The sequence below is a fragment of the Maritimibacter sp. genome (assembly GCF_016774595.1).
Taxonomy (GTDB): domain Bacteria; phylum Pseudomonadota; class Alphaproteobacteria; order Rhodobacterales; family Rhodobacteraceae; genus Maritimibacter; species Maritimibacter alkaliphilus.
The window spans coordinates 352,530-374,790 of sequence record NZ_JACBWT010000001.1; the positions used below are offsets into that span (position 1 = coordinate 352,530).

Here is a 22,261-nt window from a genome sequence, read left to right on the forward strand (position 1 = left end):
GCCTCAGCCGGTCAGCGACGCCTTCAACTCCCGCCGTCTGCGGTGCAGCACCGGCTCGGTATAGCCGGAGGGCTGGATGCGCCCCTTGAAGACGAGGTCGCAGGCCGCCTGAAACGCGATCCCGTCGAAATCCGGCGCCATCGGGCGATAAAGCGGATCGCCCGCGTTCTGACGATCCACGACACCGGCCATCTTGCGCATCGCCGACATCACTTCGCCCTGACTGACCACGCCGTGATGCAGCCAGTTCGCCAACGCCTGCGACGAGATCCGGCAGGTCGCACGGTCCTCCATCAGGCCGACGTCGTGAATATCGGGCACCTTGGAGCAGCCGACACCCTGATCGATCCATCGCACCACGTAGCCCAAAATGCCCTGCGCGTTGTTCTCGATCTCTTCGCGAATGTCCTCGTCCGACCAATTCTGACCGTCGGCCACCGGAATGGTCAGCAGCTCGTCCAGCGTGCCGCGCGCGCCGCCCGCCGCGATCTCGTCCTGCACGGCGGCCACGTTCACCTTGTGGTAATGCGTGGCGTGCAGGGTCGCGGCGGTGGGCGACGGCACCCAGGCGCAGTTGGCGCCCGCTTTCGGATGGCCGATCTTGGCCTCCAGCATGTCCGCCATCCGGTCCGGCATGGCCCACATGCCCTTGCCGATCTGCGCCTTGCCCTTCAACCCGCAGGCCAGCCCGATATCGACGTTGCGTTCCTCATAGGCCCGGATCCAGTCGGTGTTCTTCATCTCGCCCTTGCGGATCATCGGCCCCGCTTCCATCGCGGTGTGGATTTCGTCCCCGGTCCGGTCGAGAAAGCCGGTGTTGATGAAGGCCACGCGGTGTTTCGCGGCGCGGATACAGGCTTTGAGGTTCACGCTCGTGCGCCGTTCCTCGTCCATGATGCCGAGCTTCACGGTGTATCGCGGCAGGCCGAGCACCTCTTCGACGCGGGTGAACAGTTCGTCCGCGAAAGCCACCTCTTCCGGCCCATGCATCTTGGGCTTCACCACGTAGAACGATCCGTGGGACGAATTCGCCTTGCGCTCCAGATCGTGCATCGAGGCGAGGGTCGTCATCATGGCGTCCATGATGCCCTCGAAAATCTCGTCCCCGTTCGCGTCCAGAATGGCCGGGTTCGTCATCAGGTGGCCGACGTTGCGCACGAGCATCAGCGCCCGGCCCTTCAGCTTCAGCGTTCCCCCATCGGGCGTGGTGTAGCTGCTGTCGGGGTTGAGCGCCCGAGTGAAGGTTTCGCCGCCCTTGGTGACCTCCTCCTTCAGCGTGCCTTTCATCAGGCCCAGCCAGTTGTCATAGGCCAGCGCCTTGTCCTCGGCATCGACGCAGGCGACCGAGTCCTCGCAATCCATGATCGCGGACATGGCGCTTTCCAGCCAGATGTCGGAAATCCCAGCCGGGTCCTGCTTGCCCACGTCCGACGTCGGATCGACGAGGATTTCCAGATGCATCCCGTTCACGCGCAGGATCACCTGAAGGTCGCACAGCTCGCTCGAATATCCGACGAACTGGGCCGGGTCGGCCAAGCCGGTCTCGCCCATGGCACCGTTCACGAGAAGCATCCGGTTCTTCACTTCGAGCGACGTGACATCGGCCCACGATCCGCCCGCGAGCGGCGCCACATCGTCGAGATGCGCCTTGACCCATGCGATCACCCGTGCGCCGCGTTCGGGGTCATACCCCTTGCCCGTGGGCAGGTCGCCCAGCGCGTCGGTGCCGTAAAGCGCGTCGTAAAGCGACCCCCAGCGCGCATTGGCCGCGTTCAGGGCATAGCGCGCATTGGTGATCGGCACCACGAGCTGCGGCCCGGCGATCGTCGCGATCTCGGGGTCCACATTGGCGGTTTCGACCCGGAAATCATCGCCTTCAGGCAGCAGATAGCCGATCTCTTCCAGAAAGGCGCGGTAGGCCTGCGGATCGAAGGCTTCACCCCTGTGGGTAACGTGCCACGCGTCGATTTTGCCCTGAAGCTGTTCCCGCTTGTCCAGAAGCGCCCGGTTCTTCGGCGTCAGATCCTCGACGATCTTGGCGAATCCGCGCCAGAAGTCGTCGACCTTGACCCCGGTGCCCGGCAAGGCCCGCGCCTCGACGAACAACGCGATTTCCGGTGCGATTTTCAGACCGAATTGCTGCACCCGCCGTTCCATGGCGCCTCCTGACGAATTGAGTTCGGGGTTGGGCCATAGCCCTTTGCCACCAATAGGAAAAAAGTTTCCTATAGGCAACAAGCGGTCGGAAAAGGCTTGAAAAAAAGGCGTCGCCCCGGCCAAGGGGAAGCCTCGGGCCGGGGCGACAGGTCGTTTGCGTGCTGCGCCCGTTATTCCACGGGCGTGCCCGTCGCGTCGGTCGTCTCCTCGCTCGCCGCCGCGGGCGCATCGGCGCGGTCGATGGTCGCGTAAGTGATCGCGGCCCCCATGATGAGACCGATCAGAACCGCCAACGCGATGCCGACAAGGGCCGGCGCGTGGCGGCGTTCTTCGCGTTCGAGGCTGGTATCGGGTGCAGACATCTGAAGTTCTCCATTATTTCTGGTAAGGCGGCCAGCGTCCCTCACGGCCCTTGTCCGGCGGACCTGTCCGCGCACTGGTTAACGCTCTGATCGTGCAAGCGGCCTAGGGGGTAAGGGACCGCGTCCCGGCGTTCAGGCTTTCCTCCGGCAACACGATCAGATCGGTGTCGCTGGCTTCGAGCCAGGCATAGGTCGCGACCGCTCCACCGAGCACGAGCGCACTTGCGTAGAGCATGGGTTTGAGGCGGTCCGCCGGGCTATGCGGTGCATCGCTTTCCGGTCTGACACTTTGCATCGGCATGGTCTTGTCCTCCGGGACAATGGGCTCATGGCGGCACGTGGTTGTGACCCGCCTCTTGGGGGACTAACGTCGCCCCGACGCAAACTGTTCAAATCCTCCCGAAAAGGTGAGCCATGAAAGACGCGAGCCCGCAGACGATCTACCTGACCGACTACACCCCGCCGACCTATCTGGTGGATCAGGTCGACCTGACGTTCCGGCTGTCCCCGAACGCCACCCGCGTGATCTCCCGCATCGCGTTCCGCCCCAACCCGGACGCGGTGTCGAAGCGGTTTTTCCTGCATGGCGAGGAGCTTACGCCTATAAGTTCAAGCATCGACGGAGCCCCGGTGACGCCGCGCGAGGTCGAGGGCGGCATCGAGGTCGACGTGCCGGACGCGCCCTTCGTGTGGGAGGCCGAGGTCGAAATCGCCCCCGCCGCCAACACCGCGCTCGAGGGGCTTTACATGTCCAACGGCATGTATTGCACCCAGTGCGAGGCCGAGGGGTTCCGCAAGATCACGTGGTATCCCGACCGTCCCGACGTCATGGCCCCGTTCAAGGTGCGCATCGAGGGCGACGAGCCGGTGATGCTGTCGAACGGCAACCCCACCGGGTCCGGCGACGGCTGGACCGAATGGACCGATCCGTGGCCCAAGCCCGCCTATCTCTTCGCGCTGGTCGCAGGCGATCTGGTCGCGCGTGAGGACAGCTTCACCACCATGTCCGGCAAGCACGTTGACCTGAAGCTCTGGGTTCGTCCGGGGGATGAGGGCAAGACGGCCTTCGGGATGGAGGCGCTCAAGAAGTCGATGAAGTGGGACGAGGATGTCTATGGCCGCGAATACGACCTCGACATTTTCCAGATCGTCGCCGTCAGCGATTTCAACATGGGCGCGATGGAGAACAAGGGGCTGAACATCTTCAACACCTCCGCCGTGCTCTGTTCGCCCGAAACCTCGACCGACGCGAATTTCGAGCGGATCGAGGCGATCATCGCGCATGAATATTTCCACAACTGGACCGGCAACCGCATCACCTGCCGCGACTGGTTCCAGCTCTCGCTGAAAGAAGGGCTGACGGTGTTCCGGGATCAATCCTTCTCGGCCGACATGCGGTCCCCGTCCGTCTGCCGGATCTCCGACGTGCTGTCTCTGCGCGGGCGGCAATTCCGTGAGGACAACGGGCCGCTCGCCCATCAGGTCCAGCCCGACAGCTTCGTCGAAATCAACAACTTCTACACCTCGACGATCTACGAAAAGGGCGCCGAGGTCATTCGGATGCTCAAGACGCTCGTGGGCGACGAAGGCTACAAAAAGGCGCTCGACCTCTATTTCGACCGCCACGATGGGCAGGCCTGCACCATCGACGACTGGCTCACGGTGTTTCAGGATGCGACCGGGCGCGATCTCGGCCAGTTCAAACGCTGGTACAAGCAGGCGGGCACGCCGCGTCTGCGGGTGAGCGAGGATTGGAACGACGGCACCTATCAACTGACCTTCACGCAAACGACCCCGCCCACACCCGGTCAGGAGGTGAAGGAACCCTTCGTCATCCCCATCGCGGTCGGTCTCATCGGCCCGAACGGGGACGAAGTGGTCGGGACGCAGGTGCTTGAGATGACCGAAGGCACCCAGACCTTCACCTTCGAGGGTCTCGCCGCCAAACCCGTTCCCTCGATCCTGCGCGGCTTCTCGGCCCCCGTGATCCTCGAGCGCGAGACGAGCGCGCAGGAACGCGCCTTCCTGCTCGCCAACGACACGGACGAGTTCAACCGGTGGGAAGCGGGACGTTCGCTCGCCAAGGAAGTGCTCACGGCCCTCATCACCGGCAAGGAGGCACCGCAGGCGATCTATTTCGACGCCCTCGCCTCGGTCCTGCGCGAGGATCACACCGACCCCGACTTCCGCGCCCTCGCCCTCGCCATTCCGAGCGCGGACGACATGGCGCAGACGTTGTTCGATTCCGGCGTCACCCCGGACCCGGACGTGATCCACGACGCGACCGAAACGCTCAAGCAATCGCGCGCCGAATATTTTCAGGACATGCTGCCCCGGCTCTTGTCGGAAATGACGGTGACCGAACCTTTCGCACCGACCCATGAACAGGCGGGCAAGCGGGCGCTGGGGCATGGCATCCTGCAAATGCTCACCCGCCTCGACGGCAGCAAAGCGGCACAGGCGCTGTTCGACCGGGCCGACAACATGACCCTTTCGCTGGGCGCACTGGCCTGCCTCCTGAATGCGGGCAAGGCCGACGCGGCGCTGGCCACGTTCCGCGACAAGTGGCAGGACGACGCGCTCGTCATGGACAAGTGGTTCATGCTTCAGGTGGCCCATGCCGACCCCGACAAGGCGGCAGAGACCGTGACGAGACTGACGCAAGACCCGGCCTTCACCATGAAGAACCCGAACCGCTTCCGCTCGGTCTTCGGTGCCTTCGCGGGTCATCCGGCGGGCTTTCACCAAAAGGACGGGTCGGGCTACCGCCTGCTCGCCGACTGGCTCATCAAGCTCGATCCGATCAATCCGCAGATCACCGCCCGCATGTCTGGCGCGTTCGAGACATGGAAACGGTACGATGGCGACCGCCAGAGCCTGATCGCGGATCAGCTCGACCGTATTCTCGCCACGCCCGGCCTCAGCCGGGACACGACCGAGATGATAAGCCGGATCCGGGGGGCCTGACGCGATGCGGATGCTCCGGTCCCTGTTCGGCCGGACCGCACAGCCGGACAAACCGGACAAGGTGGTCATCTACCGGCCCGTCTCGGCGGTCGGGATCGGGCATCTGCTGTTTTCGTCGGCGGTCTACGGCGCGCTCGCCCGGCAGAACGGCGCGCGCTTTATCGTGACGGCGAAGGGAACCGTGTTCGACAAGGGCGACGACGGGGCCGACTTTTTCTCGAATTACCTCGTCCCGGCCTGGTCCGACGATTTCGACGTTTCGCTCGGCCATGCGCCAATTCACGCGGCCCTGGCTGGTGACGCGCACCCGCCGGCCTCCGCCGCCATCGTCGGGCGCAAGGACGCGATCCAGCGCCCCGGGCGCGAGTTTCCGGACCTCAAGACGGCGGATTTCATCGACCGATGGGACGATGACGCGATGACGCCAAGGGCGCTCGCCCCCTATGCCCTTCTTTATGTGGACTCGGTCGTGCCGGAGCGGGAACCGACCCGGTCCCTGCCCAGCATCGCGCCGATCTTCGCCCCGCATCCGCGCATCGTCGAACTCGCCAAAGCCGCCGTGCCGCACGACGCCTATGTCGCCGTGCACCTGCGCCACGGCAATGGCGAGCATCTGCACGGGCGCACCGAAGGGACCGACGCGGCCTTCGGCACCTACCTCGAAACGGTGGCCGCGCTCGCCCGCGACCGGGCCAGCGCCGCCGGGATCGGCCAGACGGTCTGTCTGAGCGACAATTTCGAGACCGCGCAAAAGCTGGCCGACCTGACAGGCGGCACGGCCCTGTCGCCCGACGACCTGCCCGACCGCGCGCATCGCGAATTTCTGAGCGAAAGCGAAAACGACGACGTGCGCGCGGCCCGGCTGACCCGGTTGCTGGTCGATCTGACGATCCTCGGGCGCGCGACGCACATCGTCGGGGGGCATTCGCTGTTCTGCCATGCCGCCGCGCTCTGGGGCGATCCGGGCCGCCTGACGCTGGTCAATCCCGACGGCAGCACCGCCGGGTTCGGGGAGCTTCCCGGCCCATGACCGACCCGTTCCGTCACCACCCCGGTCTGCGCGACCAGATCCGTCCGGCGGAGGAGTCGTTCTTTCGCGACCTCGACGTGGACGAGATCCACAGGCACGTTCTGGCCACGGGCGGCGACCCCGACTGGCGCACGCCCGATGACCTGCGCGAAGCGAACCGTCGGGCGGTGCTTGAGGGGCATCTGGACGACGACATCTGGGTCTTCGCCTACGGCTCGCTGATGTGGGACCCCGCGATGATCTTTGCCGAAGTGCGCCGCGCCCATGCGCCTGACTTCGCGCGCACCTTCTGCATGTGGGATGACGGCGGGCGCGGCTCGCCCCAACAACCCGGCCTGATGCTGGGCATCGATGCGGGCGCGGGCTGCGACGGGCTGGTCTTTCGGATCGAACGTGACCGGATCGAGCACGAGACCTTCGTGCTGTTCCGGCGCGAGATGATCGCGGAGGGCTACGTGCCGACATGGTCGAAGATGTCCACCGATCACGGCCCGGTCGAGGCCCTGTCGTTCGTCGCCGACCACGCGGCAGAGAATATCCGCCCCGGTATCCCGCTGGACGAGCAGGCCCGCATGATCGCCGTCGCCGAGGGTCTTCTGGGCACCAACTTCGCCTATCTCGACAACATGCACGCGCATTTGTCGGCGCTGAACGTGTCCGATCCCTATGTCGACGACCTGTTCGCCCGCGTCACGGCGCTACGCGGCGGCTGAACATGAAAATGCACGACCACCCGTCGGGGTGGCCGTGCACTTCGCAACGCGACGAGGCGTGCCTTGTCAGCCCGAAACGCTTTCGGACAGGAAACCCTTGAACGCCTCCCACGACGCCGTGTCGGCGCGTTCCTGATAGCGGTCGGAGCCGAAGACGGTGAAGGCGTGCGGCGCGTTCGAGTAGACCTCGATCGTATAGGTGTTGCCCGCGGCCTCCATCTCGGTCGCGAAGCCCGCGACGTCCTCCATCGTGATCGACGTATCGGCGCCACCGTGGAACACCATGATCGGCGGCTCGTCGCCATCCCACGACTGGCCCTCAGGCGTGCCGAGACCGCCGTGGAACGTCGCGAACCCGTTCGCCATGTCCGCCATGTCGCTGCGCGCCATTTCAAGCGTCACGGCCCCGCCGAAGCAGTAGCCGGCGACGACCATGCCCTGCGCGTCCGACTGCGCGCGGGCCTGCGCCACGCCCGCCTCGATCAAGCTGCGCATCCGGTCGCGGTCCTGATACAGCGCGCCCGTGGCCGCGATGCGGTGATCCATCGTCTCGGTCGGGGTGTCGTTGCCGAACATATCCAGCGCGAAGGCGTCGTAGCCCATCTCGGCCAGCATGTCGGCGCGCTGCCGTTCGTAATCGGTCATGCCGTCCCAATCGTGGACGATCAGGACGAGGCCCTTGGGCGCATCGGCGGCGGCGAAATAGCCCGTGAAGGTCTCACCATCGACCGTGTATTCGACATCTTCGGCAACGGCGGGCGCGGCCAGCATGGCGGCGGCGAGTGTGAGTGAAACGAAACGCATATGTCCTCCACATATTTGAGTGTTCTGCGGAGCATACGCGCGGGGCGCGCGATATGGATCACTTCCGGGGCAGCGCGGACGGTCGAAACGCCTGCAGGCAGCCGTCCGAACGAAAAGGGCGCCCACCCGTTTCAGGTGAGCGCCCGACTTCACTGCCCGATTATTCGGGGATCAGCTCGCGCAATAGTTCTGAGCGCGGGTCCAGTTGATCATGTCTTCGCGTTTCACGCGGGTGTGGAACGGGCCCCAGTCGGCGGCCACGCCGCGCATACCGGCGCTCACCACACCGTCGCGGGCCACGGTCTTGTTCATGATACGCACGGCACAGGACAGGTTCAGATTGCCGTCCTTCAGCGCCTCGCCCGACCGGGCCTCGCAGCCGTAGAGCCGCGCGGTCGACGGTGCGATCTGCACCAGACCGAACCAGCGGCCGCCGCCACCGACGGCGGACTGGCGCCAGGTGCTTTCATGCTTGGCCAGCGTCGACAGAAGCCCGGTCCAGAACGCCTTGCGTCCGTCCAGGTTCGCGGTGCGGTATCCGGGGCACCAGGTGTCGATGTCACCCGGAATGATCGCGGTCAGGTTGGTGCCATGGCTCTCCAACGCATTCATGGTGGTCGCGGTCCACGCAGCACCATTCGGCGAATGGTCCCAGCGCATCGTCAGTTCGACATCGGCGTTGCTCTTCGACGAGAACACTTCTTCGATGTTCATTTCGGCGCAACCCGTGAGTGCGAGTGCGGCCAGCCCTCCCATGAGTACGGTCTTCAGTCCCATGTAACTTTCCGTCCATTGTTTCGGCTCCCGCGAGAAACGCGATTTGGGCGGTTCCAGCAATCCGGGTTCCATGACTGCACGGGAAATGGGCAGAATCCCGCCGCTCCACTTGTGGAAGACCCCCAGATATGGGGATTTCGCCACAATCGACCCCTAAACTGACCCCTTCGATTTCACGGACGGTTTACCTTTGCGCGAGCGCGGCGAACCGCGCAGACCCCCGATTCTCTCCGAGTCCCGGCGCGCGCGGCCCCCCTTTACCGGCGCTGCGGCAAGCCGAACTTGTCTCCGCCCCGCCCCTGTCCTAGAAGGCGTCGATAGACCGATTTAGGAGCCTGCAATGCTCGACCATCTTGCCTTCGAGACCCCGAAACCCACCGTCATCGCCGGTGCGCGCGAGGACTGGGAACTCGTCATCGGGATGGAGGTGCACGCGCAGGTGTCGTCCAAGGCCAAGCTGTTCTCGGGCGCCTCCACGCAATTCGGCGCGGAACCCAACGCAAACGTCGCCTTCGTTGATGCCGCCATGCCGGGTATGCTGCCGGTCATCAACGAGTTCTGCGTCGAACAGGCGGTGCGCACGGGTCTGGGCCTTAAGGCCGAAATCAACCTGTTCTCCGCTTTCGACCGCAAGAACTACTTCTACCCCGACCTGCCGCAGGGCTACCAGATTTCGCAGCTTTACCACCCGATCGTGGGCGAGGGCGAAATCATCGTGGACATGGGGCCGGGCATCGCCCGCCGCGTGCGCATCGAGCGCATCCATCTGGAACAGGACGCGGGCAAGTCGATTCACGACATGGACCCCTCGATGTCCTTCGTGGACCTGAACCGCACCGGCGTCGCGCTGATGGAGATCGTCAGCCGCCCCGACATCCGCGGCCCGGAAGAGGCGGCGGCCTATGTCACCAAGCTGCGCCAGATCTTGCGCTACTTGGGCACCTGCGACGGCAACATGCAGAACGGCAATCTGCGGGCCGACGTGAACGTGTCGGTCTGCCGCCCCGGTCAATATGAAAAATACATGGAAACGCAGGACTTCAGCCATCTCGGCACGCGCTGCGAGATCAAGAACATGAACTCCATGCGCTTCATTCAGGCCGCCATCGACTATGAGGCGCGCCGCCAGATCGCCATTGTCGAGGACGGGGGCGAGGTCGTGCAGGAAACCCGGCTGTACGATCCCGACAAGAACGAAACCCGCTCCATGCGGTCCAAGGAAGAGGCGCATGATTACCGCTACTTCCCCTGCCCCGACCTTCTGCCGCTCGAGATCGAACAGGCCTGGGTCGACGGGATCAAAGCCACGCTTCCCGAGCTGCCGGACGAGAAAAAGGCGCGGTTCGTCAAGGACTTCGGCCTGTCCGAATACGATGCGGGCGTGCTGACGGCGGACACCACCAACGCAAGCTTCTTCGAAGAGGTCGTCGCGACCGCCGGTGACGGCAAGGGCGCGGCCAACTGGGTCATCAACGAGTTATTCGGCCGCCTGAAGAAAGACGACCGCGACATCGCCGACAGCCCGATCAGCCCGGCCCGCCTTGGCCAGATCGTCGCGCTCATCAAGAAGGGCGACATTTCCGGCAAGATCGGCAAGGACGTGTTCGAGATCGCCTACACGCAGGATCGCGACCCGGAAGAGATCGTGGAAACCGAAGGCATGAAGCAGGTCACCGACACCGGCGCCATCGAAACGGCGGTGGACGAGGTGATCGCGGCCAACCCCGATCAGGTCGAAAAGGCCAAGCAGAACCCGAAACTCGCAGGCTGGTTCGTGGGTCAGGTGATGAAAGCCACGGGCGGCAAGGCCAACCCCAAGGCGGTGAACGAGATCGTGGCGGCCAAGCTGGGGCTGTGACCCCGGCCTAGCCCGCCGAAATTCCGAGCAAGATCAAAAGCTTCGCGCGCAGTCCGACACCCAGCGTGGCGTCGTAGCCGAGCCATGCCACCGCGACGAGGATCGTCCAGAACAGGCTGCACAGCGAGCCGACGAGGAAGTATTCCGCGAAGGTCTTGTCGTTCAGTTCCTTGAACCGCGACACGGATTTCAGCGCGATCACGGCGGCGAGGATTTCCCACCGCTGGATCAGCACGCCGCCCGCCATGATGAGCCGTTCGAGCGACCCGATCACCCGGCCTGCGCGGGCCGTGTCGGCCTCGCCCTCCGGTGTCGCGGGCGCGTCCGCCGCCACGGGTTTCAGCCCCGTCAATCTCAGAAGCAAGCGACAGGCAAGGTTTCCGCCCCAGCTCAACAAGACCAGCGCGACGAGCGAATAGGCCGCCCCGTGCAGGATGTCGATCATGCCGTGCCCTCCCCGTCGATGGCGTCCAGCGCGGCCTCGACCGCCGCCCATTGCATCGTGTAGGCGTCATAGTCGCCCGCGCTGCGCACCTTATAGACCGAATGCACCGTCACGCCACGCCGCCCGGCGATTTCCTCGACCGTTTGCCCGTCGAGCAGCGCCTCGATGTCTTCGCGTTGCCGGTCTGTCCAGTCGCGTTCGATGACGGCAAGGCCCGCACCGATGGCCTCCAGCAACCGTTCGGTCATCGCGTCCTCCATCAGGGTGAAGCGATAGGTCAGCCCCGGTTTCTTCTCGTCCAGTGTCTCGCGCGCCCGTGCCAGCCCCGGCCCCATCATGTTCCACGCCTTTTCGCGGTTCACCGGAGTCTCGATCCGCGCTTGCCCGATGACGAAACGGCAGTCGATCCCCTTGGCCATGAGCGTGATGCGCAGGTGGCGCGCTAGCCGCGCGGCTTCGGCCAGCGACCCGAGCAGCCCCTGAAACTCGTCCCCAAGCGTGATGGTCAGAGGCGAAACGATGGCGTCCGCGGCCCGCGCATTCGCGGCCTCGACGGCCGCGTTGAAGGCGGCGTGAAGCGCCTCCGGTGCGGGCGCGGCTTCGCTGCGCACCAGATCGCCCATCACCACGGCATATATGTCGGCGTCGTTTTCCATAATTGGGTCAATTCTGCAATGTAACCAATTTTGGGTCAATAATGAAATTGACCCGGTTTCGGACCACGCGCGGGCCGCGCCGCCCGACCGATCCATCCCCGGCGGTTCACCGTAACAGCTACACGCAACGACGAGAGCAGATCCTTGGCCCGCACCCTCTCCCCCACCCGCGATTACTGGCGCGTCGGTTTTCTGGCCATGGCGCTCGCCACGGCGTCGATCCCGATCTACATCCATCTGCCCAGCTTCGCGGCGTCGCGCCTGGGCCTGACCCTCGGGCAGGTCGGCACCATCCTGCTTGCGATCCGCATGGTCGACTTCCTGCAAGACCCGCTTCTGGGCTGGATGACCGACCGCTATTCGCACCGCATCGCACGGCTGGCGAGCGCGGGGCTGATCGCCCTTTCGGTCGGCAGCCTCATGGTCTTCGCCATCGCGCCCATCGGCCCCGTGGCGCTTTGGCTGGTCGTCGGGCTGCTCGTCACCTTCACCGGCTACAGCCTCGGCACCATCCTGCTTTACGGCCAGAGCGCGACCTTCGCCGCGAACGCCACCCCGAACGAGCAACTCAACCTGTCGGGCGTGCGCGAAATGGGGGTGCTGATCGGCGTCACGCTCGGCGCGGCGGGCCCGACGCTGCTTGCCGGGTTCTCGGACGCCGATCAGGGCTATGCTCCCTTCGGCATCGCCATCGCGCTCCTCGCCCTCGCCGCCCTTCTCGTCTCGGCCCCGCTTTGGGCCAAGGCACAACCAAAAAGCATGCGCCTCGACTGGTCCGGTATCATCGGGTCGGGCGCAGGCTGGCTCCTCGCGCTCGCCTTCGTCAACAACCTGCCGGTCGCCGTCACTTCGACCCTGTTCCTGTTCTTCGTCGAGGATCGGCTGGCGCTGCCCGCCATGGCCGGCCCTTTCCTCATCCTCTTCTTCGTGGCCGCAGGTGTCAGCGCCCCGTTCTGGAGCCGCATCACGCAACGCCTCGGCGCGCGCCGGGTGCTGCCCGTGTCCATGACGCTGGCCATCGTCAGTTTCATCGGCGCGTTCCTGTTGCCCGAAGGCGCGACGGCGGCCTTCGCGCTCATCTGTCTGGCCTCCGGTGTCGCGCTGGGCGCGGACATGGTGATCCTGTCCGCGCTCTTCGCCGCCAACCTGCAACGCGCGGGGCGGCAGGCGGGTCAGGCGTTCGGGCTGTGGAACTTCTCGACCAAGGCCACGCTCGCCATCGCCGCCGGGGTCGTTCTGCCGTTCCTGCAAAGCGCGGGCTACGAGCCGGGTGAGACGAACAGCGCCGACGCGCTCGCCGCGCTCAATATGAGCTACGCGCTTTTGCCCTGTGCGCTCAAGATCCTCGCCATCGCGCTGGTCCTCATCATGCCCGGACGCATCCTCGACACCCGCAGTTAACGCGCGAGCTCCGGGTGCGCGTAGGCCTCGGGATAGGGCATCGGCGCGAACGGCCCAAGCGGCACGGTGCGGTTCCACGAGCGACCGAAATAGCCCTGACGGCAATGGGTTAGCGACCCGGCCTCGGCCACGCCCGGAAGAGCGTGAACCCGGCACAGCCAGCGCCACAGATGCGGATAGTCGAGGATGCGCGCACCGTTCAGTTTCATCCGCAGGTAATAGACCGGATCGTGCCGAAACAGCGTCGGGAAAAGCCGCAGATCGGCCTCGGTGAACCGATCGCCCGTCAGGAACGCGCGCCCGTCCGACAGCCGCGCGTCGAGCGTCGCCAGCATGTCGAAATAAGCCCTGAACGCCTCGGCATAGACCGCCTGATCCGACGAAAACCCGGCCTTGTAGGCCCCGTTGTTGATCGCGGCGTATATGTCGGCATTCAGCCCGTCGATCTCATCCGCCAGACCCTTGGGATAAAGGTCCGGCGCATCCGATGCGCCGAGCGGCCCGGCCTGCGCGTTCAACATGCGCAGGATCTCGGCGCTCTCGTTGTTCACGATCCGGCCCGCCCGCTTGTCGTAGAGCAGCGGCAGCGACTGCTCCTCGGACCCTTCGGCGCGGTAGATGTCCTTGGCCAGCCGCAGACCCCGCCCGGTCGCAGTCTCGGCCGTGCATTCCGGAAGCGTCGCCCCCGTCAGGCTCGCCACCCGGCGCGGCGCGAACTCCCACAGGCCACCGCCGTCGGGATCATCCTCCTCGGTCCGGTTGGGAAAGGCCACGTCCATGCTGATCGCGCCGGTCAGGCCCAGAACGCTGCGCGCCAGCACGACCCGGTGACACCATGGGCAGTTGAGCGCGACGAACAGATGATAGCGACCGGGTTCGGCCGGAAACGCCGCATCGCCGATGGCATGGCGAAATCCGCTGACCCCGCGCACGAATTCGCCCCCGGCCCGGCGCTCGGCAGCGCCCGACTGGTCCTCTTCGACCGAATTGTCCGTGATCCTGCCGCCCGAGATAACGCGCCTACCGCCCGAACAGGCGACCCAGAAGGCCCTTGCGCTCACGCGGGGCGTTCATCGCGACATAGGTTTCGCCGCCGCCCGTCAGCCCCTCGACATTGGCGAGAGGCGTGGGCTGCGTCACCAGCGATGGGTCACGTTTTTCGTAAAACGCGTTCCCGCCCGCCGAGGCGACGTAATGCATGTTGTTGTAGTTCGCGCGGTAATACTGCGCGTGGAAGAAGCGGGCGTTGGCGACATTGGGGTGCCGTTCGCCGCCAAGCACGGATGAGGCCGCCTCGGACACCCGCGCGACCGAGGCTTCCTCGGTCATCTTCTTGGTCATCACCCCCGGCGCGAACTGGCCCCGCTGGCCGACCACGCCACAGACATCGTTCGGAAACGCGTCGGACGCGACCCGGTTCATCACCACGCTGCCGACCGCCACCATGCCGTCCCGGCTCGACCGGTTCGACTCGAAATACATCGCGCGCGCCATGCATTCGTGGTCTTTCGTGCTGAAAGACGTGGTGTTGCGCTTGGCGCATCCCGAAACGGTCGCCGCCGCGACCACCAACGCCACCGTTCCCGTCCACCGGATCACACGCATGGAGAAACCTTCGTCACTGTCCCTTTGGCGCGAAGAATACCCATCCGGGGGCCTGAAAATCAAGGCTGGGATGCCTTTCGCGCGGCTCGGTCACCCCGCCGGGCACGATCCCGCCTATCGGTATTCGTCCTCGATCAGACCCCGGCGATAGGCCGACTGCTGCGCGATCATCCAGTGCGGGTATTCCAACGGCAGCTCCGTCACCTTCCCCAGCGCATCCAGATCGTCGGCGCTCAGCTCGACATCCACCGCGCCGAGGTTGTCAGTCAATTGCTCCACCCGCTTGGCCCCGACCAGAACGCTGGTCACCACCGGCTGATGCAACAGCCACGCAAGCGCGACCTGCGCGACGGTGCAGCCCTTGGCCTTGGCGATCCCGCGCATGACCTCGATCGCGTCATAGGCGCGGTCCTTGTCGATGGGGGGAAAGTCGAAACTGGCCCGCCGACCCTCCGCCGTCTTGCCGTCCCGGTTGAACTTGCCCGACAGGAACCCGCCCGCCAGCGGGCTCCACACCATGAGCCCCACGTTCATCGCCTGAAGCGCGGGCACGATTTCCCGCTCCAGATCGCGCCCAGCCAGCGTGTAATAGGCCTGAAGCGACACGATGGGCGCGAGCCTGCGCGCCTCGGCCACCCCCACGGCCTGCGCGATCTGCCAGGCCGCCCAATTCGACACGCCGACATAGCGCACATGCCCATGCCGCACGAGCGTATCCAGCGCCTCCAACGTCTCCTCGACCGGGGTCGCCGGATCGACGCCATGCAGCTGGTATAGGTCGATATGGTCCATCTGAAGCCGTCCGAGGCTCGCCTTGACCTGATCGAGGATATGGCCCCGCGACGCCCCGCGCGCATTCGGCCCTTCGCCCATCTGGCCATGCACCTTGGTGGCGATCACCACCTCCTCGCGCGGCACGCCGAGGCTGCGGATCGCCTGCCCGAGGATTTCTTCGGACCGGCCCCCGGCATAGACATTGGCGGTGTCATAGAAATTCACCCCCGCTTCATGCGCGGTCCTGACCAGCGCATCGGCCTCGTTCTGACCGAGCTGTCCGATCTGGCCCCACATATCGTTGGACCCGCCGAAGGTCATGGTGCCGAGACACAGCTCGGAAACGAAAAGGCCGCTGTGGCCAAGCCGGCGATACCGCATGGGGTTTCCTTTCACGGATGGAACGCCCCAACATTGCACGCCCCGGCCCCGGAATTGCAACGCCGTCCGGCCCGCCAAACCGGGCTACCGCCTTCGGACCACTCGGATCGCGGGGGCGCGGGAGGTCCGGCCCCCGCGCCCCCGCCGCTCGAATCAGTCCCGCCCGGCCCGCAGGATCGCGTCCGCCAGCCCCTCGGGATCGGTGAAACAGGCCTCGTGCGAGCCGCCGGTGGTCACCAGCCGGAACAGTCCCAGCTTTTCCGACAGACGCGGGTGCCACGGCATCGAATGCGGCAGCGCCGTATCCTCGACGCAGAGCACGTAGGACTTGCCGATCTCCATCTCGGCCGGGTTCTTCGAAAGCGAGATCGCGTCGGTGAAGGTGGCATAGGGATGCGGGTTCAGCATCGCGAAGGTCTCTTCCGCCCGCGCGAGATCCGCATCGTTGATGAACGCTTCGCGCCAGATCGGTAAGGGCAGCATCACGGTGTTGTCCGCGCTGGCCTGCGACACCCCATCGAACAGCGCCACGTAATGCGGCGGCACCATGTCGTTCAGGCATTCGCCGTCGTTCGGCACGAAGGCGTTCCAGTAGACCAGCCGCCGAAGCCGCTCCGGCACCCGGTCCGCCACCCCGGTGATGACCATCCCGCCATAGCTGTGACCCAAAAGCACGACATCGCGCAGGTCGTGCTCGTCGAGATAGGCCACGATCGACCCGATCGCCGCGTCCAGCCCCACGTCCTTGGACCCTCCGGGCAGGTTCCCGGCGATCGTCGGCAGATGCACCTCGTGCCCCGCCGCGCGGATCGGGGCCGCCACCGGCTCCAGCAGATCGCCCGTGTGCCATGCCCCGTGAACCAAAACATAAACCGCCATATCGTCCTCCCTTGATGATCCGGGCGGCGCTTGCGTCGCAGCCCCGTTCGGCGCAGCATGACCCTACGTGGGAGGAGGAACCACGACCATGGACACACGCGACGAAACCTGTGCCACAGGCGACGGACCGCGCCGGTGGGACTGGCGCGACGTCGGCGCGCGCGACGCCTTCGCTTATTACCGCGAAGGGGTCTGCGCGGCCTTCATGCCGCTCGCCGCCGAACTGGGGCGCGACCGGCACGCGGGCTTCCGCTTCGCCATCGCCTCGCACGACGTGGGCGGCGCCGTTCTGAACCATGTCCGCGCCACCTCCCACACGGTGACCAAGGGCGCGCGGGAGCTCGCCGCGTCGCCCGCCGAATGCTATTACCTCAACCTGCAACTCACCGGCGTCTGCCGGATCCGTCAGAACGGTGGCGAAATCGCGCTCCAGCGCGGCGATCTCGGTCTGTTCACCTCCGAGGCGATGGAGCTACGTCATGACGAGGCCCCCGACCTCGCCGTCGCCTCGCTCATGGTGCCGAAACCGGCGCTGGACGCCCGGTTGTCCGAGCGCCGCACGCGCTTCGACGGGCGGCCAAAGGCCCTGTCGCTGAACCCCGCTCTCGGCGCACTGGCGGCGGACAGCGCGGCCGCCCTGCTCGCGGCCCTCACGCAAGGCGCGCCCGCGCGCGCCGAACGGCTGCAAGCGATCCTGCTCGACCTGACCGTCGAGGCGATGACACCGGACGATGCTGCCCCGGCCACCCGCGCCGCCACGCACCGCGCCCGCATCCTCACCGCCCTGCGCCGCCGCGCCTGCGACCCCGATTTCGACCTCGCCGCCTGTGCCGATGCCACCGCGATCACCCCCCGCGCGATCCAGCGCGCTCTCGCGCAGACCGGTGATACGTTCTCGGATCTGCTCACCGACACCCGGCTCGCCACAGCGCGCCGCCTGCTCGCCGATCCGGCGCGCGCTCACCTGCCGATCGCGACGCTTGCCGCCGACGCGGGCTTTCGCGACCCGTCCCATTTCGGCCGCCTCTTCGCGACCCGCATGGGCACCAGCCCCGGTGCTTGGCGCAAAACGCAGACGACCCGCCACTGACCCGTCTCTTCTTCGTTTCCGGAAACCTCGGGGGTGGGCTTCATTTGCGGGCAAATGAAGCCTAGGGGGCTGGCCCCCTCACCGCTTCAAATCGCGCGCGATTTGAAGCTCATGACGCGCGGGCGGCCCCGCCGCCCGCTCCGCTCGCTCAGTCTGACACCTTCTTCACGAAGGCGGACTTCAGGCCCATCTGCCCGATCCCCGGCATCTTGCAGTCGATGTCGTGATCGCCCACCACCAGCCGGATGCCGCGCACCTTTGTCCCGACCTTCACGACCGCGGACGACCCCTTTACCTTCAAGTCCTTGATGACCGTCACGGTGTCGCCATCCGCCAGCACGTTGCCCACGCTGTCGCGCACCACCGCTTCGGCCTCGGGCGTCCATTCGTGGCCGCATTCGGGGCAGACGAGCAGCGCGTCCATCTCATAGGTAAAGGTCGAGGCGCAGTCGGGGCACGGGGGCAGGTGATCGGTCATGCGCCCGCCTACCCTGCCCGCCGACCCGGCGCCAGTGCGAATTGGACCATCCGGTTCATCCCGGCCGCATGTCCCCGGTCTCGATGAACCGCTGGTGCCAGCTCAGGCTCTCGGACGGAAGCTGCGGGGTCTGCAACCCATAGGCCCCGGCCCGCGCCCGATCGTAGTAATCTTGCAAGCCGTCGCGGTAGTCGGGATGCGCGCAATTCGCGATGATCGCCTCGGCGCGCTTCTTGGGCGAAAGCCCCCTCAGGTCCGCCAGTCCCTGCTCGGTCACGATCACCTGCACGTCCTGGGTGATGTGATCCACGTGGCTCGCCTGCGGCACGATGGTCGAGATTTTGCCGCCCTTCGCGGTCGAGGGGCTGACGAAGAACGACAGGTAGGCGTTGCGCGCGAAATCCCCGCTGCCGCCGATCCCGTTCATGATCCGGCTGCCCATCACCAGTGTCGAGTTGATGTTGCCGTAGATATCCGCCTCGATCATCCCGTTCATGCTGATGACGCCCAGCCGCCGGATGACCTCGGGGTGATTGGAAATCTCGGTCGTGCGCAGGATCACCTTGTCGCGGTATTCGTCGAGGTTGTCCCAAAACCGCTTGGCGCCCTCAGGACTGAGCGATAGCGCCGTCGTCGAACAACTCAACAGCTTGCCGCTGTCTAACAGGTCCATCATCCCGTCCTGCAACACTTCCGTATAGGCGCGCATCCCCTCGAAACGGCTCATCCGCAGCCCGTCGAGCACGGCGTTGGCCACGTTCCCCACGCCCGATTGCAGCGGCAAAAGCCCCTCGCCCATCCGGCCCGCCTTCACCTCGTGCTCCAGAAAGTCGACGATCAGCCCGGCGATGGCGCGCGAGCCGTCGTCGATCGGCGTGAACGGCGTGTTGCGGTCCGGCAGGTCGGTCAGGACGATGCCCGCCACCTTCGCCGGGTCGCATCGGAACGTGGTCTGCCCGATCCGGTCGTCCGCATGGGTCATCGGGATCGGCACCCGGTTGGGCGGCAGCGCCGTGCCGTAGTAGATGTCGTGCATCCCCTCGAGCCGCATGTCGTGCCACGCATTCACCTCGAGGATCACCTTGTCCGCGCAGTCGATCCAGGTCTTGTTGTTGCCCACGCTGGTCGCGGGGATGAGCGCGCCGTCCTCCTTGATCCCCGTCACTTCGATCACGGCGACATCGAGCTTTCCGAAGAACCCTTCCCACACCATCGGCGCGACGTGGCTGAGGTGCATGTCGAGATAGTCGATCTCGCCCCGGTTGATCTTTTCGCGCCCCACGGGGTCCGAGTTGTAGGGCAGACGATATTCCACCGCATCGGCCCGACTGAGCGCGCCGTCGAGTTCCGGCCCCGTGCTCGCCCCGGTCCAGAGCTTGATGCGAAACGCCTCTCCCGCCGCGTGGACCGCGTCGATCCGCGCGGCGAGCGCGGGCGGGATGGCCTTGGGATAGCCCGAGCCGGTGAAGCCCGACATCCCCACCGTATCGCCGGGGCGTATGAGCGCCGCCGCCTCGTCCGCAGACATGACCCTGTCTCGCAGGCCTCGATGCCCGATCCGTTCCATCGCCGTCACGTGTTTCTCCTTGTTCGCGCTTACCAAAGGTCTCGCGCAGCCTGCCCCGAACCATGCAGCGGGGCCGTGACCTGAATCAAAGGCCGGCCTGTGCATGGTGCAGTTTACGTTTCGTCACGAAAGGAGACACTACTTAGGCGCCAGAGGTCGAACGGCCCGGACACAGCCCACAAGGCACCCGCCGCCCCCGCTTCACGCACCGACCCCACGTTCCCCTTGCGCTCAGACCCCGGCCCCCTAGGCTCACCCGAAACCGGGACAGGAGGGACACATGGGCACGCCGCATATATCCGAAATCAAGACCATCAAGCCGGAATGGATCGACTACAACGGTCACCTCAACATGGCGTTCTACAACGTGTTGTTCGACAATGCGGCGGATGATTTCTATCCCGAGATCGGCTTCGGACCCGAGTATCTGAGCGAGCGGAATTTCACGACCTATACGGCCGAATTCCACATCTGTTACCTGCGCGAATTGCACCTCGACGCCAAGGTTCGGGTCCATAGCTGGCTGCTCGACTTCGACGAGAAACGCTTTCACACCTATCAGGAAATCCACCACGAAGACGGCTGGATCGCGGCCACCGGCGAGGCGTTGGGTCTGCATATCGACATGAGCGGGCCGAAGGTGGCGCCGATGCCGCCCGACGTCTACGAACGCCTTGAAAAGTTTCACGAAAAGCACAGCGCCGACCCCTGGCCGGAACGCGCCGGTCGCGGCATCGGGATCAAGCGGAAAGGGTAGTTTTCCGCCGCAAACCGCGCAGGCGCGGAACCTCGCTTGGACTTTCCCGTTCCGAATCTGCTACGTGGGCGCAGGTTCAGTGGAGACATGCCTTGCAACGCTATGAATACAACGTCGTCCCCGCCCCCAGAAAAGGCAAGAAAGCCAGAGGGATAAAGGGCGCCGAGGCCCGGTTCGCCCATGCGCTCGCCGAATGCATGAACGAAATGGCCGCCGACGGCTGGGAATACCTGCGCACCGACACCCTGCCGTCCGAAGAACGCGCCGGGATCACGGGTCGCGCCACGGTGTTTCAGAACATGCTGGTGTTCCGTCGCGCCGTCAGCGCCGAAGCGGCGGGTATCGGGCGCCGGCTGGACGAGATGTCGGGCGAAGCGATTCCGCGTCTCCCGTCCGCGACCGAAGCCAACACGGTGGCCGAAGCCGCCGAGGGTGCGGCCCTTATCGACAAGATCGAAAAGGTCGAGGACAGTTCAGAGGCGTCCGAGGACAATAAAGACGCGACCCCACCGATCACCGCTGCCTGATTAGCCGGAAATCTCCAGCGCGAGCGCATGGATCTTGGCCATCAGGTCAGGCCCCAGCGCGGCGTGCACCGCGCGGTGACGCGCCACGCGCGACTGGTCGGCAAAGGCATCGGCCTCGATCTTCACCCTGAAATGGCTTTCGCCCGATCCGTCGTCACCGGCGTGGCCCGCATGGCGGTGGCTTTCGTTGATGACCTCGAGCGTGCGGGGCTGAAACGCCGCCTCGAGCGCCGTTCGGATTTCGTCTTCGCGCGCCATGATCCCTCCTACCGTCGTAAACACGACATCGTCAGACAAGTTTTTCAGCGGACCACCGCCTTTTTGCCGCTGGTCCCTTCTCATGAGACGAAAATCATCTAAACTCCCTTGTCCGAGTCGAAAAGAGTGGGTTCATGGATAAGAGCAGCGATCCTTTCGGTTTTGACATTTCGGTGTCGGCCTCGAAGAAAAAGAAGACGCGCGGCAAGCGTGGCATGTCTGGTGCGTTCGAAACCTCGACGCGCGTGTGCGAGCATCCGGGATGCGAGGAACAGGGTCAGTACCGTGCCCCGCGCAGCCCGGATCACCTCGACGAATACCTGTGGTTCTGCAAGGACCACGTGCGCGAGTACAATCTGAAATGGAATTTCTTCAACGGCGCGACCGAAGAGGAAATGGACGAACAGGCCAACAAGGACCGGGTGTGGGAGCGTGAGACGCAATCCTTCCGCTCGGCTGCCGAACAGCGCGCCTGGTCGCGCTTGGGCGTGGACGACCCGCATCAGGTGCTGGGGGCCAACGCGACCCAGAACCCCGGCAAGGCGGCCAGCGGCACGCGGCGTCTGCCGCCCACGGAACGCCGTGCGATCGAGATTCTCGATGCCAAGGACAACTGGACCAAGGCCGAGGTGCGCAAAGCCTACAAGGCGCTCATCAAGGTGCTTCACCCCGATATGAACGGCGGCGACCGCAGCCAGGAAGAGCAATTGCAGGAAGTCGTCTGGGCCTGGGACCAGATCAAGGAAAGCCGCAACTTCAAGTAAGGTCCGGCGCG

23 protein-coding genes are annotated in these 22,261 nt (G+C 65.4%); 9 read left to right on the forward strand and 14 right to left on the reverse strand.

From position 1 onward, the window contains the following. Window positions 1-3 precede the first annotated feature (3 nt). The 3 genes from HOY44_RS01845 to HOY44_RS01855 all read right to left on the reverse strand — a co-directional run bounded on the left by HOY44_RS01845 (window position 4) and on the right by HOY44_RS01855 (window position 2,820). Window positions 4-2,157, reverse strand: a complete 2,154-nt coding sequence (locus HOY44_RS01845; RefSeq protein WP_287432694.1) for a malate synthase G — start codon at window positions 2,155-2,157, stop codon at window positions 4-6. A gap of 170 nt (window positions 2,158-2,327) precedes the next feature. Next, the gene (locus HOY44_RS01850) at window positions 2,328-2,519 is read right to left on the reverse strand and encodes a hypothetical protein (RefSeq protein ID WP_138422829.1); all 192 of its coding nucleotides are present in this window, start codon (window positions 2,517-2,519) and stop codon (window positions 2,328-2,330) included. A gap of 103 nt (window positions 2,520-2,622) precedes the next feature. Further along, window positions 2,623-2,820 carry a hypothetical protein gene (locus HOY44_RS01855; protein ID WP_287432695.1) on the reverse strand — a complete coding sequence of 66 codons (198 nt, stop codon included), beginning with the start codon at window positions 2,818-2,820 and terminating at the stop codon, window positions 2,623-2,625. A 113-nt stretch (window positions 2,821-2,933) separates the two neighbouring features. Here HOY44_RS01855 and pepN point away from each other — a divergent pair, with 113 nt between their 5' ends. The 3 genes from pepN to HOY44_RS01870 are packed head-to-tail and all read left to right on the forward strand — an operon-like array spanning window position 2,934 to window position 7,229. Continuing rightward, window positions 2,934-5,486, forward strand: a complete 2,553-nt coding sequence (pepN, locus tag HOY44_RS01860; RefSeq protein WP_287432696.1) for an aminopeptidase N — start codon at window positions 2,934-2,936, stop codon at window positions 5,484-5,486. Window positions 5,487-5,496: 10 nt separating this feature from the next. Continuing rightward, on the forward strand, window positions 5,497-6,516 hold the full coding sequence (locus HOY44_RS01865; RefSeq protein ID WP_287432698.1) for a hypothetical protein: 1,020 nt from the start codon (window positions 5,497-5,499) through the stop codon (window positions 6,514-6,516). After that, on the forward strand, window positions 6,513-7,229 hold the full coding sequence (locus HOY44_RS01870) for a gamma-glutamylcyclotransferase (RefSeq protein WP_287432699.1): 717 nt from the start codon (window positions 6,513-6,515) through the stop codon (window positions 7,227-7,229). Before HOY44_RS01865 ends, HOY44_RS01870 begins: the two co-directional genes overlap by 4 nt. A gap of 66 nt (window positions 7,230-7,295) precedes the next feature. On the opposite strand, the gene HOY44_RS01875 is transcribed toward HOY44_RS01870, so the two are convergent. After that, a complete protein-coding gene (locus tag HOY44_RS01875; RefSeq protein WP_287432701.1) occupies window positions 7,296-8,033 on the reverse strand; it encodes a dienelactone hydrolase family protein in 738 nt (245 codons plus the stop codon). 171 nt (window positions 8,034-8,204) lie between these two features. After that, entirely contained in the window at window positions 8,205-8,810 is a 606-nt protein-coding gene (locus HOY44_RS01880) for a transglycosylase SLT domain-containing protein (RefSeq protein ID WP_287432702.1), read from the reverse strand. 340 nt (window positions 8,811-9,150) lie between these two features. Between HOY44_RS01880 and gatB the strand changes: the two genes are divergently transcribed. Next, window positions 9,151-10,668, forward strand: a complete 1,518-nt coding sequence (gene gatB / locus HOY44_RS01885; protein ID WP_287432703.1) for an Asp-tRNA(Asn)/Glu-tRNA(Gln) amidotransferase subunit GatB — start codon at window positions 9,151-9,153, stop codon at window positions 10,666-10,668. Window positions 10,669-10,675: 7 nt separating this feature from the next. On the opposite strand, the gene HOY44_RS01890 is transcribed toward gatB, so the two are convergent. Beyond that, window positions 10,676-11,113, reverse strand: coding sequence for a hypothetical protein (locus tag HOY44_RS01890; protein ID WP_287432705.1), 438 nt, complete (start codon window positions 11,111-11,113; stop codon window positions 10,676-10,678). Next, complete coding sequence (locus HOY44_RS01895) at window positions 11,110-11,769, reverse strand: SatD family protein (RefSeq protein ID WP_287432706.1); 660 nt, start codon at window positions 11,767-11,769, stop codon at window positions 11,110-11,112. Before HOY44_RS01895 ends, HOY44_RS01890 begins: the two co-directional genes overlap by 4 nt. A gap of 144 nt (window positions 11,770-11,913) precedes the next feature. Between HOY44_RS01895 and HOY44_RS01900 the strand changes: the two genes are divergently transcribed. After that, on the forward strand, window positions 11,914-13,170 hold the full coding sequence (locus tag HOY44_RS01900) for an MFS transporter (RefSeq protein WP_287432707.1): 1,257 nt from the start codon (window positions 11,914-11,916) through the stop codon (window positions 13,168-13,170). On the opposite strand, the gene HOY44_RS01905 is transcribed toward HOY44_RS01900, so the two are convergent. The 4 genes from HOY44_RS01905 to HOY44_RS01920 all read right to left on the reverse strand — a co-directional run bounded on the left by HOY44_RS01905 (window position 13,167) and on the right by HOY44_RS01920 (window position 16,809). Then, window positions 13,167-14,231, reverse strand: coding sequence for a glutathione S-transferase C-terminal domain-containing protein (locus tag HOY44_RS01905; protein ID WP_287432709.1), 1,065 nt, complete (start codon window positions 14,229-14,231; stop codon window positions 13,167-13,169). The two genes, HOY44_RS01900 and HOY44_RS01905, sit on opposite strands and share 4 nt — an antisense overlap. Then, window positions 14,191-14,775, reverse strand: coding sequence for a cell wall hydrolase (locus HOY44_RS01910; RefSeq protein WP_008327815.1), 585 nt, complete (start codon window positions 14,773-14,775; stop codon window positions 14,191-14,193). The genes HOY44_RS01905 and HOY44_RS01910 overlap by 41 nt, the downstream gene beginning before the upstream one ends. A 114-nt stretch (window positions 14,776-14,889) precedes the next feature. Beyond that, window positions 14,890-15,930 carry an aldo/keto reductase gene (locus HOY44_RS01915; protein WP_287432710.1) on the reverse strand — a complete coding sequence of 347 codons (1,041 nt, stop codon included), beginning with the start codon at window positions 15,928-15,930 and terminating at the stop codon, window positions 14,890-14,892. Window positions 15,931-16,083: 153 nt separating this feature from the next. Continuing rightward, complete coding sequence (locus tag HOY44_RS01920; protein ID WP_287432711.1) at window positions 16,084-16,809, reverse strand: alpha/beta hydrolase; 726 nt, start codon at window positions 16,807-16,809, stop codon at window positions 16,084-16,086. Between the two features lie 88 nt (window positions 16,810-16,897). Between HOY44_RS01920 and HOY44_RS01925 the strand changes: the two genes are divergently transcribed. Continuing rightward, window positions 16,898-17,899 carry an AraC family transcriptional regulator gene (locus tag HOY44_RS01925; protein ID WP_287432713.1) on the forward strand — a complete coding sequence of 334 codons (1,002 nt, stop codon included), beginning with the start codon at window positions 16,898-16,900 and terminating at the stop codon, window positions 17,897-17,899. 148 nt (window positions 17,900-18,047) lie between these two features. On the opposite strand, the gene HOY44_RS01930 is transcribed toward HOY44_RS01925, so the two are convergent. Beyond that, the gene (locus HOY44_RS01930; protein ID WP_287432714.1) at window positions 18,048-18,377 is read right to left on the reverse strand and encodes a zinc ribbon domain-containing protein YjdM; all 330 of its coding nucleotides are present in this window, start codon (window positions 18,375-18,377) and stop codon (window positions 18,048-18,050) included. A gap of 55 nt (window positions 18,378-18,432) precedes the next feature. Beyond that, entirely contained in the window at window positions 18,433-19,944 is a 1,512-nt protein-coding gene (scpC, locus tag HOY44_RS01935; RefSeq protein ID WP_287434715.1) for a succinyl-CoA:acetate CoA-transferase ScpC, read from the reverse strand. Window positions 19,945-20,224: 280 nt separating this feature from the next. On the opposite strand from scpC, the gene HOY44_RS01940 reads away from it, so the two are divergent. Both HOY44_RS01940 and HOY44_RS01945 read left to right on the forward strand, forming a co-directional pair. Next, a complete protein-coding gene (locus tag HOY44_RS01940; RefSeq protein ID WP_287432715.1) occupies window positions 20,225-20,701 on the forward strand; it encodes a thioesterase family protein in 477 nt (158 codons plus the stop codon). A gap of 92 nt (window positions 20,702-20,793) precedes the next feature. Further along, the gene (locus tag HOY44_RS01945) at window positions 20,794-21,228 is read left to right on the forward strand and encodes a DUF4177 domain-containing protein (protein WP_287432717.1); all 435 of its coding nucleotides are present in this window, start codon (window positions 20,794-20,796) and stop codon (window positions 21,226-21,228) included. On the opposite strand, the gene HOY44_RS01950 is transcribed toward HOY44_RS01945, so the two are convergent. Then, window positions 21,229-21,486, reverse strand: a complete 258-nt coding sequence (locus HOY44_RS01950; protein ID WP_008327807.1) for a BolA family protein — start codon at window positions 21,484-21,486, stop codon at window positions 21,229-21,231. A gap of 134 nt (window positions 21,487-21,620) precedes the next feature. Between HOY44_RS01950 and HOY44_RS01955 the strand changes: the two genes are divergently transcribed. Then, window positions 21,621-22,250, forward strand: a complete 630-nt coding sequence (locus tag HOY44_RS01955; RefSeq protein WP_008327806.1) for a J domain-containing protein — start codon at window positions 21,621-21,623, stop codon at window positions 22,248-22,250. Window positions 22,251-22,261: the final 11 nt, after the last annotated feature.